We start from the raw sequence: 13,597 nt of genomic DNA, 5'->3' as shown, positions 1-13,597 counted from the left end.
ACGATCGCAAGGATCGAGCTGTTGAGGTTGCCCATCACGATCGGCACGTTCTTGCCGAGGCCGTAGGTGTTGAACCAGTCGACCCAGACGTAATAGCTCGCCTCGGCGCTGCCGCCGTCCTCTACGCCGCGGATCTGCGGCCCCGGCAATTGATAGAGCGTCCAGCCCTCGGGGCAGTGCTTGCCGAGCGCCGTCGGCCCATTCAGCACTTTGCACTTGCGGCGATCGAAGCTGCCGACATGCCCGCTCGACAGCGCCACCCAGTAGACGCCGTCGGCGTCGATGTCGCCGCCGCGCGGGCCGTAACCGGGCAGCGGCGGCTCGTAGATTTCCGACAGCGCCGTCTCTTCCGGGTTTGGCCCGAGCACCGTGCGCACGATCGAGCCGGGATAGCCGATCACCGTGCCCCAGATCGCGCCATCGGTCGGGCTGACCGCGATCGCATATTCGTTGACGGCGATGCGCTTGTCCTTGCCCGGCTGGACCGGTTCGTTCGGCTCGACATAGTCGCCGCGCTTGCCATCGCCGGACGTGTCGACCACGAACGGCGTCCAGCGCTGCGACTGGATCTCGTCATTGCCCGCTTCGAACTTCTTGACATCGAGCCAGCCGAGCACGGCCGGCCCGACCACGCCGGCGCTGAAGAAGAGTTGCGCGTGGTCGCGCGAGAAAGCGAGGTGATGGGTCGGGAAGCAGGTCGAGACCAGCGTGAACTTCTCCGAGGCCGGATCATACATCGCGATGTTGCGGTTCGACTGCTTGATTGGGAACGCCTTGGCCGACGGATGGCTCGAGCCGGCCTTGCACCAGTCCGGGTTTTCGGGTGCGCGGATCTGCGAGGTCATCCAGATCCGGCCCTTTTCGTCCATCATCGGGTTATGGGTGATGGTCTGGCTGTTCCAGATCGCATTCGGGCCCCAGGACGGCGAGAAGCCATGCGGACGCGCGGTGACGTTCGGCGTCGCCGGGTCGCGCACGGGGATCTTCACTTCGCTGTCGCTGTGCGTGGCAGGATCGAGGATCGGCATGTAATCGGTGGAGTCCTCCGCCGAGCCGTAGAGCTTGCCTTTGGCGTTCACCGTCGGGTCCCAGCGATCGGTCGAGATCTCGTCATGCAGATAGGCGGTGGTATCGCTCCACTCCCATTCGGTGACGACGACATTGCGCGACATGCCGCTCGGACGTTCGGGCGTCGCAAACGGCAGTTCGCCGGCGGCGATGCCGTCGGTCCATTGGCCGAACAGCTTGAGCGCTTCGCCGCCGAGCTTGGTGATGTCGCGCGCCATGAAGGCCTGCGCGCTGCCGGCTTGCAGCCGCACGGTCCAGGCGTCGGCGGAGGTCTTGAAATTGCCAAGCCGCTTGCTGATGGTGCGGGTCCCCGGCGTGCCGAGCGCGTGACAGGATTGGCACGCGCCGCTTTTCACGGTGTTCAGCCATTCGCCCTGGCTCTTCATCTGCTCCGTCGGGAATGCGTTTGCCGGCGGCACGCGCAGCAGCGAAAACCAGTAGATCGGCGGATAATATTGCGCGGCCGCGGCCGGTGTCGGCGCGGGCAGGGCCGTCAGCTCCAGCGTGGCGCCGGGCGTTGCCTGAACCTTCACGGAATCGACCAGGCCATAACCGCGAACCCAGACCTGGTAGGTGCCCTTCGGCAGATCCGGAACAAGGAAGCGGCCCTGGTCGTCGGTGACCACGATCTTGGTGTAGCGCGTCGGGGTATCGGTGGTCTCCGCAATCACCCAGACGCCGGCCTCGGGGCCTTTTACGCTTTTGACGGTGCCGGAGATGTCGCCGCTGCCTGCGGGCGCCGAACCCGGCGTCGCCGTGTTCGCGCCTTGCGCATGGGCACAGCCAAACAGCGCGCCTTGCGCCAGGCAAATCGAAAGGATCAACGCGGCTACGGATGATCGCGCCGCCAACGCCTGTTTTTTCATGTTCTTAGAAACCCCGCATCGGAACAATTCTGACGCCGGGAAAACGTCTTGTCCATTGCCGCAAGCGCAGAGAGACTTTGCGTGCGAAGAAGGGCGGCGGGACAATCCAGCGGCGAGTGCTACTTCGCCTTTCCCGCATTGCGTTCGGCGGCGCGGCGCATCGCTTCGGCAAAGGCGCCGCCAGCCTCTTGCTTGGCCGGGCCGCGCGAGGTCATCTGCTTTTCGGAAAAACGCGGCCCGCGATCGGTCTGCGGGCGATCGGCTTTGGCGCCCACGGGATCATCCATCCGCAGCGTCAATGCGATGCGCTTGCGATTAACGTCGACCTCCAGCACCTTCACCTTGACGATGTCGCCGGGCTTCACCACTTCGCGCGGGTCCTTGATGAAGGTCTTCGACATCGCCGAGATGTGCACCAGACCATCCTGATGCACGCCGATGTCGACGAAGGCGCCGAAGGCGGCGACGTTGGTGACGGCGCCTTCGAGCACCATTCCCGGCTTCAGGTCGCTGACCTTTTCCACGCCTTCCATGAACACCGCGGCCTTGAAGGCGGGGCGGGGATCGCGGCCGGGCTTTTCCAGTTCGCGCAGGATGTCGGTGACGGTCGGCAGGCCAAAGGTGTCGTCGACGAACGTCTTCGGCTGCACCTTGCGCAGGACCTCGACATTGCCGATCAGCGCCTTGATGTCGCTCTTGGTGGCTTGCAGGATCTTCCGCACCAGCGGATAGGCTTCCGGATGCACGCCGGATTTATCGAGCGGGTCCTCGCCGTCATTGATGCGCAGGAAGCCGGCGCATTGCTCGAACGCCTTGGGGCCGAGCCGCGGCACATCCTTCAGGGCCTTGCGCGATTTGAACGGGCCGTTGGCGTCGCGGTGCTGGACGATGCTCTGCGCCAGGCCGGTGCCGATGCCGGAGACGCGGGCGAGTAGCGGCGCGGAGGCGGTGTTGACGTCGACGCCGACGCTATTGACGCAATCTTCCACCACGGCATCGAGCGAACGGGCGAGCTTGGATTCGCCGAGGTCGTGCTGGTATTGCCCGACGCCGATCGCCTTCGGATCGATCTTCACCAGTTCAGCGAGCGGATCCTGCAGGCGCCGCGCGATCGACACCGCGCCGCGTAGCGTGACGTCCAACTCAGGCAGTTCTTCCGATGCGAAGGCGGAGGCCGAATAGACCGATGCGCCGGCCTCCGACACCACGATCTTGGACATCTTCAGGTCCGGCAGCAGCTTGACCAGATCCGAGGCCAGCTTGTCGGTTTCACGTGACGCCGTGCCGTTGCCGATCGCGATCAGCTCGACCTTGTGCTTGACCGCGAGATTGCCGAGCTCGGCGAGCGAGGCGTCCCAGGCGCGCTGCGGCTCGTGCGGATAGATCGTCGTGGTCGCAACCACCTTGCCGGTGGCGTCGATGACAGCGGTCTTCACGCCGGAGCGGTAGCCGGGATCGAGCCCCATGGTGACGCGCGCGCCGGCCGGCGCCGCCAGCAACAGGTCGCGCAGGTTGGAGGCGAACACGCGCACGCCTTCTTCCTCGGCCACCATCCATAGCCGCGTGCGCATGTCGATGTTCAGATGCAACTGGATCTTGGTGCGCCAGGCCCAGCGCGCCGTTTCCGTCAGCCACTTGTCGCCGGGACGGCCGCGGTCGGAAACGCCGAAGCGCTGCATGATCTTCAGCTCATAGGAATTCGGCGTCGACGCAGGCGCAGGCGTTGCGGGGACTGTTTCCGGCTGGATATTGAGATCGAGGATCTCTTCCTTTTCGCCGCGGAACAGCGCCAGGATGCGATGCGAGGGCAGCTTGTGCAGCGGCTCGCTGAAGTCGAAATAGTCCTTGAACTTCTCGCCTTCGGTCTTTTTGCCGTTGCGCACCTTGGACGACATCTGGCCGCTCGACCACATCTGTTCGCGCAATGCGCCGATCAGATCGGCATCTTCCGCAAAGCGCTCGACCAGGATCGCGCGCGCGCCGTCGAGCGCGGCGGCGGCGTCGGCGACTTGTTTATCGGCATTGACGAAGCGCTCCGCGATCACCTTTGGATCGTTTTCCGGTTCGGTGAGCAACAGTTCCGACAGCGGCTCAAGGCCGGCTTCCTTGGCAATCTCCGCCTTGGTGCGCCGCTTCGGCTTGAACGGCAGGTAAATGTCTTCGAGGCGTCCTTTGTTGTCGGCCGCCATGATCGCGGCTTCGAGCGCGGCGTCGAGCTTGCCTTGGTCGCGGATCGAATCCAGAATCACGGTGCGGCGTTCCTCGAGTTCGCGCAAGTAAGTCAGCCGCTCTTCCAGCGTGCGCAGTTGCGCGTCATCGAGGCCGCCGGTGATTTCCTTGCGGTAGCGCGCGACGAACGGCACCGTGGCGCCGCCATTGAGCAGTTCCACCGTTGCCGCGACCTGCTGTTCGCGGACGCCAAGTTCTTCGGCGATCTTCTGATTGATATTGACCACGCTCTCGATTCCCTCAAGACTTTCCTGGCGGATCGAGCCGCCGTCGTGGCTGCTTATGGACCGATGGCGGTTGATTCATCAAGCCTGTGTGTCGCAGTCGTTGTTGGACAAAAATAAAATGATACTGTGGCCGTTCGCCACCGCAGTGCTGCCGCAATCGCAAAGCGCGGGCAGATACCGCGCACAAGACCGACGGGATATAAAGACACATCAGACTCCGGGACAGGAAAGACGGGGACAACAGTATATGTGTGACAGCGCGCAATCGCGCGGCCGCGGCTGGATCGGATGGCAGCCGATGCCGGAAACCCCGCCCGCCGTTCCGAACGGACCCTGGGTCGATCTGTCCTATCGCTTGAGCACATCGGTGCCGCGCGCCAGCATTTTTCCGGAGCCGAGTTTTCGCCGCGTCAAGAGCCTGCCCGAGGAGCCGATCAACGTCACCGAGATGCAGATGGTCGTTCACATCGGAACGCATGTCGATGCGCCCAGACATTTTTTCATGGATGGGCCGGCCTTTCACGAAATTCCGCTCGACCGGCTGGCCGGCGAGGGCGTCGTGGTCAGCGTCAAGAACAAAGTCGCCGGGCAGGCGATCGAGATTGACGATCTCGAAGCGTCCGGCGTGGAGATACGTCCGGGCGACATCGTTGCCCTTCATACCGGCTGGTATCACCGCGCCGGCTCGCATGATTATCACGACCATCCGCACCTCAGCCCTGCCGCGGCGCTGTGGCTCGCCGGGCGCGGCATCAAGCTGCTCGCCTGCGATATGCCGACGCCGGATCTGCCGATTTTGCGGCGTCCGCCGGACTATAATTGGCCCGCGCACTTGACCTTGCTGAGCCGTGGCATTCTCATCGCGGAGAACGTGACCAACCTCGATGGCTTTTCGAACCAGCGCGTGGAATTCGCCTTTCTCGCGCTCAACATCGAGAATTCCGACGGCGCGCCGGCGCGCGTTCTGGCGCGGCCGGTGCAGCGTTAGACGCGCCCGCTCCGGCGCCAAGCAAAGGATGCCGAAATGAAGTCTGCCGTTGTCTTGATGCTGTCGCTGTTGCTGGTCGGCCCCGCGGCCGCGGCGGAAACGGCAGCTCAGTTCGCCAAGGGCCTGATCGCCGAGCCCGGCCTGCACCCGTGGAGCATCGTCACGCTGCCCGACGAGACCCTGGTCGTCGAGTTCAGCCTCGATCCGTTCGTGGCGAAACAGCGCGATCTCAGGGGCGAGTTCGGCGCCATTGCCCGCAGGCTCATTCCGGCGGCGTTCGACAGATTTCCCAAGCTCAAGAGCGTTCAGTTGACCGGATTGGTTACCACCCGCGACAAGCGCGGCAACGAGCGCGAGGTCCAGGCCGTGATGACGAGGTTCACGCGGGCAACTTCGGCGGCGATCAAGTGGGACAGCGTCAAGCCGGACGAGATCATCGATCTCTCCGACAAGAAAACCGTCTCACCGGCGCTGGCCGCGGCCGCTTCGCGATGAATGCACGTTAGCGCGCCAAACAAGGCAGCCGCCATGAAGACACCCGCCAATCTCGCCGAAAAGCTTGCGACGTTCACCGATCGTTTTTCGCCGCGCACGATCGCGACCTACAACAACAACGACATCATGGTCGCCAAGCTTGAGGGGCCGTTCCATTGGCACAAGCATGACGACACCGACGACTTCTTTCTTGTGCTCGATGGCGTGCTCGACATCGAGTTGCGGGATCGCACGGTGACGCTGAAGCCCGGCGAGGTCTTCGTGGTGCCCAAGGGCGTCGAGCACCGGCCCGTGGCGCACGGGGAGGTGCATATCCTGCTAATCGAGCCGACGGGCACGCCGAATACGGGTGACAAGGCAACCGCCGCGCCGCGCATCGTCGCGTGACGTTGGCCCTTACGCTTCGCCGTGCTCCTTCTCCAGCCGGCGCAGGCTCCGCTCCAGGACGCGGCGACTGGCGCGTCTTGCCTGAACAGGATCTGAAGCTTCGATCGCCTGATAGATCGCCATGTGATCCCTGTAGACCGTCTGCGTGGTCTGAGCCTTCCGCGCCGAACTGGCGCGCGCCTTCGAGATCGATTCGTAGAGGTGCGGTTGCAGAAATTGCATGAAGCTGACGATCAACGGGTTCTGTGTAGCGCGCGCGATCGACAGATGAAACGCGATGTCGGCGGCGAGCGCCTGCTCGAAGCTGCTTTTGTTGGGCGCCATCTGCTTCAGGCAATCCATCATGGCCCGGAGATCGGAAGGCTTTCGCCGTTCCGCGGCCAGCGTCGCCGCCTGAAGTTCGACGCCCATGCGCAACTCGAAGATATGACGCAGCGAACGATCGGAATCTTCCGCCGTCGCGAGGCGGAATGGCCGTGCCCTGGCGTCGTCCTCGACAAAGACGCCCTTGCCCTGATGCGAGGCGATCAGGCCGTCCGACTTGAGGCGGGACAAGGCTTCGCGAATCACGGTGATGCTGACGCCAAACGCCTCGCCGAGATCCCTGCCGGCCGGAAGCCGCTCGCCCGGTTCGTATTTGCCGCGAACGATGTCGTCGCGCAGCATCGAAGTAATGCGATCGGTCAAATTGTTCGATGCCGTCGATCGGCGGACTTGTCGATAAGTCATTGGCGAAAAGTCATCGTCATGGGTCTCGGCTTGATACCGGCCTCATCAAATTGCGTTGCTTGCCGGAATTTTAGGCAAGCCTCCCGCTGAACTTATCATATAAGATGAGAAGAAGAAAAGCGGGCGATAAAACATAAAAGGAGGCCGGGATGGCAACGGACAATCAGAGCCTGCGTGGTTTTGTCGAGCAGACCGAGAAGAACGATCCGGCCAACGTGCTGCGGATCAGGCAGCAGGTCAGCCAGCAGCTGGAAATGACCGCGACCGTGTTCGAGCTCGATCGTCTCAACAAGAGCCCGGTCGTGATCTTTGAAAACGTCGCAGGGTTCGACATGCCGGTCGTGACCAACGTCGCGGGCAATCGCGGGCTCCTGGCGCGCTGCCTCGGCAGCACGGTCGAAAACCTGCCGACCGCCTTTCGCGAGCGTTGCCAGAAATACATTTCGCCCGAAATCGTTGCGAAGCCGGCCTGGAACGAAGTGGTGTTCGAGGGCGACGAGGTCGACCTGACGAAACTGCCGATTCCGTTCCAGTTCACCGTCGATGCCGCGCCCTATATCACCGCGGGTCAGATCACCGCGCGAGATCCGGAGAGCGGCGTCGATACCACCGGCTTCCATCGGCTGATGCTCAAGGGCAAGAACCGGCTCGGCGTCTCGCTGCACTCCCGCCGCCGCATGTATGAGTATCACCGCCGCGCGGAGGCGAGGGGCCATTCGCTGCCGGCGGCGATCGTGATCGGCACCCATCCGCTGCACTATATGGGCTCGATGGTCTACGCCTATCCGCCGAACGTGCGGAAGTACGACATCATCGGCGGACTTTTCGGCGAGCCCTATCGTCTTGCCCGTTGCGGCATCGAAGATCTTGAAGTGCCCGCCGGCGCCGAGATCATCGTCGAGGGCGAGATCCTGGCCAATGTGCGCGAGCCCGAAGGCCCGTTCGGCGAATTCACCGGCTACGCCTCTCACCGCAGCACGCAAAACGTCTTTGTCGCCAAGCGCGTGCGCATGCGGCGCGACGCCTGGTTCCACAGCGTCGTCTCCGGCATGTCGCGCGATCATATCCTGATCTCGTGCATCACCCGCGAAGGCGAAATCCTGAACGCCTTGAAGCGGAATCTTCCCAACGTCAGGGCGGTGCATGTGCCGCACAAGACATGTGGCGCGTTCCTTGCAATCGTCTCGATGAAGAAGATTGCGGAAGGCGAGCCGAGGATGGCGATGCTGACGGCGCTCGGGACCGAGCTTTACACCAAGCAGGTGATCGTCGTGGACGAGGACGTCGATATCTACGACATGGAGGATGTGATGTGGGCGCTGGCGACCCGCGTGCGGGCCGAAAAGGACGTCCTGATGGTGCCCGGTGTCAAGTCGGCCATCATCGATCCGACCTCCGATCCGTCGACCTTCACCGTCACCAAGATGGGGATCGACGCGACCATGCCGCTCAAGGAGGATTTCGCCCAGCGCCTGATCATTTCGCCGGAGCAGCGTGCCCGCGCCCGCGAGATTCTTGCCGGTGCCAGCGTCATCTGAAGCCGCATCGGGGAAAGTCTGAGATCGTTCCATCGTGATTTGAGAGGCAATATGAGGTCAGTTGGTTTTGCCGCGGTTGCTCTGCACCTGCTGGGCGCGATTGCCGCATCCGGCACAGCCCATGCCCAGACCAGGGTTCGCTTCACACTCGACTGGATTCCGGGCGCCACGCATGGCGCGTTCCTGATCGCGCAACAGAAAGGCTACTACAAGGCCGAAGGCCTCGACGTCACCATCGACCGCGGCAAGGGATCGGCCGAAGTGGTGCGCCAGCTCGCCGCCGGCGTCTACGACATGGGCTTTCCCGACATCAACACGGTGATGGATTTCGATGCCCGAAATCCGGAAAGCGCGTTTCCGGTGGTGATGATCGGCTATGAGGAAGCGCCGGCTGCGATCGTGACGCTGAAGTCGAGCGGGATTGCCGAGCCGAAGCAGTTGAACGGCAGGAAACTCGGTTCGGCGCCCAATGATTCCACCTTCAAGCTGTTTCCGATCTTCGCGCGCAAGACCGGCGTCGACGCGGCAAGCGTCGAGTTCCAGACCATCGATCCTGCCCTGCGCGAGGTGCTGCTGGTGCAGAAAAAGGTCGACGCGATCCCCGGCCAGATCTTCAACGCATTGCTCGAGCTGAAGGCCAAGGGCGTCGCGCCGGCCGACGTCAGATACTTCATGTACAAGGATTATGGCCTGCCGCTCTACGCCAATTCGGTCGCGGCCTCGCCGCGCTTCCTTAAAGAGCATCCGGACGCGGTGCGCGGTTTCCTGCGCGCCACGCTCAAGGGCCTGAAGGACATGGCCCGCGATCCGGAAGCCGCCGTCAGCGCGGCCGTCGCCTTCGAGCCGCTGCTCAACCCGGACATCGAGCGCGAGCGGCTGAAGGTCGCGCTCGACTGTTGCATCCTGACCGAAACGGTACGCAAGAAAGGTTTTGGCGACATCGATCGCGAGCGGCTCGAGACCAACATCACGGAGATCGCGGAAGCCTACAACCTTCCGCGCCGGCCGAAGCTGGAGGAGATTTTCGACGCCGCTTACTTGCCTGACGAGAAGGAAAGGCTGATCGAGACGGTGTTGCCGGCGCAGCGCTTCAAGAAATCCGAGTAAGTTGAAGCGATGCCGTTCATCGAACTCGCTGACGTCGATCTCGTCTATGGTACGGCGGCGCAGGATGCGGCGAGCCGGACGCTTGCGGTTTCGCAGGCCACGCTGACGATCGAGCACGGCGAGTTCCTGGCGATCGTCGGCCCCAGCGGTTGCGGCAAGTCGACGCTGCTCAAGCTGATCTCCGGACTGGTGCGGCCCAGCCGGGGTACCGTGACGGTCGATGGCAAACAAGTATTACAGCCGTTGAAAACCGTCGGCATGGCGTTCCAGAACGCCACGCTGCTGCCGTGGCGCAACATCCGCGACAACGTGATGCTGCCGCTCGAAATCGTCGAACCCTATCGCAGCCGTCAGAAGATCGACCGCGACAAGCACCGCGAGGCCGCCGACGTGCTCCTGGAGAAAGTCGGGCTTGCCGGATTCGGCGACCGCATGCCCTGGCAGCTATCCGGCGGCATGCAGCAGCGCGCCCAGCTCTGCCGCGCGCTGATCCACGAGCCTTCGATCCTGCTATTGGACGAGCCGTTCGCCGCGCTCGACACCTTCACGCGCGAAGAGCTCTGGGCCGTGCTGCAGGACCTGTGGTCGTTCCGCAAATGCACCGTCATCCTGGTGACGCATGAGTTGCGCGAAGCGGTCTACCTGGCGCAAACCATTCATGTGATGAGCGCGCGGCCGGGTCGCATCCTGAAGACTTCGGCGATCGATATTCCGCGCCCACGCACGCTGGAATGCACCTTCGAGCCCGCTTTCGTCGATCTCGTGCACGATCTGCGCCACCATATCAGCCTGGGGAAGCAGCATTGACGCCGAGACTTCAGGAGCGGCTTGCACCCTGGGCCATGACGCTGGTGCTGATCGCGGCGTGGTGGCTTGTGATCTATCTGTTCGACATCAAGAGCTTCATCCTGCCGACGCCGTGGGAGACGCTACAGGCGATCTACAAATTCCGCTACCCGCTGTTCATTCACGGCATGGCGACGCTGGCCACGACCCTCATCGGCTTTGTCGGCGCCGTCGTGTTCGGGTTGGCGCTCGGCATTCTCGTCGGCTCGTCGCGCCTGGCCTATAGCGGGGTCTATCCGCTCCTGATCGGCTTCAACAGCGTGCCGAAGGCGGCGCTGGTGCCGGTATTCGTGATCTGGTTCGGCGCCGGCACGATTCCGGCGGTGTGCACGGCCTTCATGCTGTCGTTCTTTCCGGTCGTCGCCAACGTCGCGACCGCCTTTGCCACCATCGAGCCCGAGCTGTTCGAGGTGATGCGTTCGCTCGGCGCCACGCGCTGGGACATCACGCGAAAGATCGGAATTCCGCGCTCGCTGCCGTTCTTTTTTGCCTCGCTGAAGATCGCGGTGACGCTCGCCTTTGTCGGTTCGGTGATCGCCGAGATCGTGGCCGGCAATAGCGGCATCGGCAACGTCATGCTGGTGGCGAGCTCCAACTTCAACGTGCCGCTGGTTTTCGCGGCGCTCGTGGTCGTGGGCCTGCTGGGTGTCGGCATGTACGCGATCTTCGATTTCTTCGAACGCCGCATGACCGCCTGGTCGGTACGCGCCAGCGAAGCGCAGGTGCAGGCGATCGGCGGATAGGCTGGCTAGAGTTCCGATTCCGAGGTAGACGCGGCCAGAGGGAGGGGAGCGATGCACCGGCGTGTACTGGCGGCCGTGATGTTCGGCGGCGGAATTCTGCTCGGCCTCGGCGCATCCGAAATGATCCACGCGCAGGTGACAGGGCTCGTGACCCGGCAGATCTTCAAGACCGACCTTGCCAACCTGCCGGGGCAGGAGGTCCTGGTCTATGCATCGGAATGGCCGCCCGGTTTTCGGCTTCCCTTGCACAAGCATGAAGGCGGGCACGAACTCACCTACGTGATCGAGGGCGAGCAGACCTTCGAGATCGAGGGCGTCGGCACCAGGCTCGTGAAGGCGGGCGAGATCATTTATACCCCGCCGGACACGCCGCACTTTGGACGGAATGCGACCGGGGCAATTTCAAGAACGCTGGTCATCCGGATCAAGGACAAGGACAAGCCCGTCATGACCGAGGTGAAGTCGTAGGAAGGCTCGGCAAACGCAAGAACGAACCGGCCGTTCTTCACGCGCCGGTTCGTTCCAGCCGAAGCGCCTCGCGTCATGTTGGGCAGCTCATGGGCGGACGCGGGTGCCTGGCAACACTTCGGCTTACCAGGTGACCCAGTTGTCACCGCGCCAGTAGCCGCGACCTTCATGCTCACGGAAAGTGAAGTGCTCGCTCGGACCCCACTTCCAGCCATCTTCGTGGACGATCACCTTGGCTTCCGGCGGATAGGTGTAGGTCTCGTGGGTGTGCCAGCAGACGTCGCCGGAGCACACGATCGCGGCAGATGCCGGCGCCGAGATCGCCAGCAAGGCTGCGCCTGCACATGCGGCGGTCGCCGCTTTTTTCAAGATGCTCATGTCTCAACCTCCTCAATCAAGAGACAAACGCCCTCGTGCGAAACCGCACGCGAAGGCTTCCGTTCCGCCGGCTGTCGGGAAAATTCTGAAAAACGGCGGCGGTGCAGCGCCTTCGCACTGCGAAAAAGCTTCTGACGTTGTTAACCGTGCAGGATGCGCCGGCGCGATGCGGAAACTTCCCTGGGGCAGGCGAGTTTGCATCCGGCGAAGAGCGGGAGTGCGCATCGTCGAACGATGGGCGTGCGGACCTGTTGGGTTCTTGGGGCGAGGTAAGGCGCGTTCGATGCGAATCGCTCAACTTGCTCCCTTGGCCGAAAGCGTTCCTCCAAAACTCTATGGCGGGACGGAGCGGGTGGTGGCCTGGCTGGTGGATGAGCTGGTCGAGCTTGGCCATCAGGTCACGCTGTTTGCGAGCGGCGATTCCAGAACAAGGGGCGAGTTGCAGGCCGTATGGCCTCGGGCGCTGCGGCTCGGGCAAAGGGGCGTCGATCCGAGCGCGGCCTGCGCGGTGCTGCTGGAGAGCGTTGCCAGGCGCGCCCGCGAATTCGACGTGATCCACGCCCATATCGATTGGCTGCACCTTCCCTTGCTGAGCCGCCTCGGCGTGCCGTTTCTCACCACCATGCATGGGCGGCTCGATCTGCCGGGTCTTGCAAATACGATTGGCGCGTTTCCAAAAGCGAATTTCGTGTCGATTTCCAGCGACCAGCGCCGGCCGCTTCAGCAAGCAAACTGGATCGCCACCATTCAGCACGGGTTGCCGCGGGATTTGTTTTGTCCGTCGTATGAGAAAGGATCTTATCTGGCCTTTCTCGGCCGCCTGACCGCGGAGAAAGGCCCGGAAGCAGCGATCCGCATCAGCCGCGCGGCCGGCAAGCGATTGCGCATCGCGGCCAAGATCCCGCGCTCCGAGACCTCGTACTTCAAGAAGCATCTCGAGCCTCACGTCGACGGCGCCCATGTGCAACTCGTCGGTGAGGTCGATGACGCGAAAAAGCAGCCGTTCCTGGCGGAAGCCGCCGCCTTGCTGTTTCCGATCAAATGGCCCGAGCCGTTTGGTCTGGTCATGATCGAGGCGATGGCGTGCGGGACGCCCGTGATCGCCTATCCCTCCGGGTCCGTGCCCGAGGTGGTGGAGAACGGCGTCACCGGCTTCATCGTCGAGAACGAAGAGCAGGCGACTTGCGCGGTGAACCGGCTCGATGAGCTGGACCGTCGAAAAATACGCGCTCGCTTCGAGGAGCGCTTCTCTGCAAGCCGGATGGCGAGAGATTACGAAGGCCAGTACCGCAAGCTGGTCGCGGGCGATGGACAGGCTTGAGGCGGTCGCCCGTGCCGCACACAAGCCGGTCGTGACCGCAATGAGGTAGGCCATCGCGCCGCAGCAGGCCGGTTTCGGCCTACATTGGTCATCTTGGTATTTTGAGTAAGCCGGCGCTTTTGGTGGACGTTCCGGTGCCGAAGGCGAATAAAGCAAACAAAAGACTCGCCTGGCCCCGCATTTGGGCGCAGATTTCATCCCGTCGCC

General features: G+C 63.1%; 13 protein-coding genes. 9 read left to right on the top strand and 4 right to left on the bottom strand.

The features are described from left to right. Window positions 1–1,934 (bottom strand): carboxypeptidase-like regulatory domain-containing protein (locus VFL62_RS19875; protein ID WP_325174089.1); only part of this gene is annotated, 1,934 nt, incomplete at its 3' end. Window positions 1,935–2,053: 119 nt separating this feature from the next. After that, window positions 2,054–4,390: a Tex family protein gene (locus VFL62_RS19870; protein WP_325174088.1), complete on the bottom strand. Its 2,337-nt coding sequence runs from the start codon at window positions 4,388–4,390 to the stop codon at window positions 2,054–2,056. Window positions 4,391–4,637: 247 nt separating this feature from the next. On the opposite strand from VFL62_RS19870, the gene VFL62_RS19865 reads away from it, so the two are divergent. The 3 genes from VFL62_RS19865 to VFL62_RS19855 are packed head-to-tail and all read left to right on the top strand — an operon-like array spanning window position 4,638 to window position 6,260. Further along, window positions 4,638–5,378, top strand: coding sequence for a cyclase family protein (locus VFL62_RS19865; RefSeq protein WP_325174087.1), 741 nt, complete (start codon window positions 4,638–4,640; stop codon window positions 5,376–5,378). Window positions 5,379–5,414: 36 nt separating this feature from the next. Further along, on the top strand, window positions 5,415–5,873 hold the full coding sequence (locus VFL62_RS19860) for a hypothetical protein (RefSeq protein WP_325174086.1): 459 nt from the start codon (window positions 5,415–5,417) through the stop codon (window positions 5,871–5,873). 33 nt (window positions 5,874–5,906) lie between these two features. Continuing rightward, on the top strand, window positions 5,907–6,260 hold the full coding sequence (locus VFL62_RS19855; protein WP_325174085.1) for a cupin domain-containing protein: 354 nt from the start codon (window positions 5,907–5,909) through the stop codon (window positions 6,258–6,260). A 9-nt stretch (window positions 6,261–6,269) separates the two neighbouring features. Here VFL62_RS19855 and VFL62_RS19850 read toward each other — a convergent pair whose 3' ends face one another. Further along, window positions 6,270–6,989, bottom strand: coding sequence for a FadR/GntR family transcriptional regulator (locus VFL62_RS19850; protein WP_325174084.1), 720 nt, complete (start codon window positions 6,987–6,989; stop codon window positions 6,270–6,272). Between the two features lie 149 nt (window positions 6,990–7,138). Between VFL62_RS19850 and VFL62_RS19845 the strand changes: the two genes are divergently transcribed. Genes VFL62_RS19845 through VFL62_RS19825 form a run of 5 tightly spaced genes read left to right on the top strand, consistent with a single transcriptional unit; the run spans window position 7,139 to window position 11,691 of the window. Continuing rightward, entirely contained in the window at window positions 7,139–8,527 is a 1,389-nt protein-coding gene (locus tag VFL62_RS19845) for a UbiD family decarboxylase (RefSeq protein WP_325174083.1), read from the top strand. Window positions 8,528–8,578: 51 nt separating this feature from the next. Next, window positions 8,579–9,634 carry an ABC transporter substrate-binding protein gene (locus VFL62_RS19840; RefSeq protein WP_325174082.1) on the top strand — a complete coding sequence of 352 codons (1,056 nt, stop codon included), beginning with the start codon at window positions 8,579–8,581 and terminating at the stop codon, window positions 9,632–9,634. Between the two features lie 9 nt (window positions 9,635–9,643). Then, complete coding sequence (locus VFL62_RS19835; protein ID WP_325174081.1) at window positions 9,644–10,441, top strand: ABC transporter ATP-binding protein; 798 nt, start codon at window positions 9,644–9,646, stop codon at window positions 10,439–10,441. After that, on the top strand, window positions 10,438–11,223 hold the full coding sequence (locus tag VFL62_RS19830; protein ID WP_325174080.1) for an ABC transporter permease: 786 nt from the start codon (window positions 10,438–10,440) through the stop codon (window positions 11,221–11,223). The genes VFL62_RS19835 and VFL62_RS19830 overlap by 4 nt, the downstream gene beginning before the upstream one ends. A 51-nt stretch (window positions 11,224–11,274) precedes the next feature. Next, window positions 11,275–11,691, top strand: coding sequence for a cupin domain-containing protein (locus VFL62_RS19825; RefSeq protein ID WP_325174079.1), 417 nt, complete (start codon window positions 11,275–11,277; stop codon window positions 11,689–11,691). Between the two features lie 123 nt (window positions 11,692–11,814). Here the strand turns inward: VFL62_RS19825 and VFL62_RS19820 are convergent, their stop codons facing one another. Further along, the gene (locus tag VFL62_RS19820) at window positions 11,815–12,069 is read right to left on the bottom strand and encodes a hypothetical protein (RefSeq protein ID WP_325174078.1); all 255 of its coding nucleotides are present in this window, start codon (window positions 12,067–12,069) and stop codon (window positions 11,815–11,817) included. A gap of 283 nt (window positions 12,070–12,352) precedes the next feature. Here VFL62_RS19820 and VFL62_RS19815 point away from each other — a divergent pair, with 283 nt between their 5' ends. After that, the gene (locus VFL62_RS19815) at window positions 12,353–13,390 is read left to right on the top strand and encodes a glycosyltransferase family 4 protein (RefSeq protein ID WP_325174077.1); all 1,038 of its coding nucleotides are present in this window, start codon (window positions 12,353–12,355) and stop codon (window positions 13,388–13,390) included. Window positions 13,391–13,597: the final 207 nt, after the last annotated feature.

The sequence above is a fragment of the Bradyrhizobium sp. genome, from assembly GCF_035701725.1.
Classification (GTDB): Bacteria; Pseudomonadota; Alphaproteobacteria; order Rhizobiales; family Xanthobacteraceae; genus Bradyrhizobium.
The sequence above is the reverse complement of the archived record's forward strand: the minus strand, read 5'-3'. Positions and strand labels throughout refer to the sequence as shown.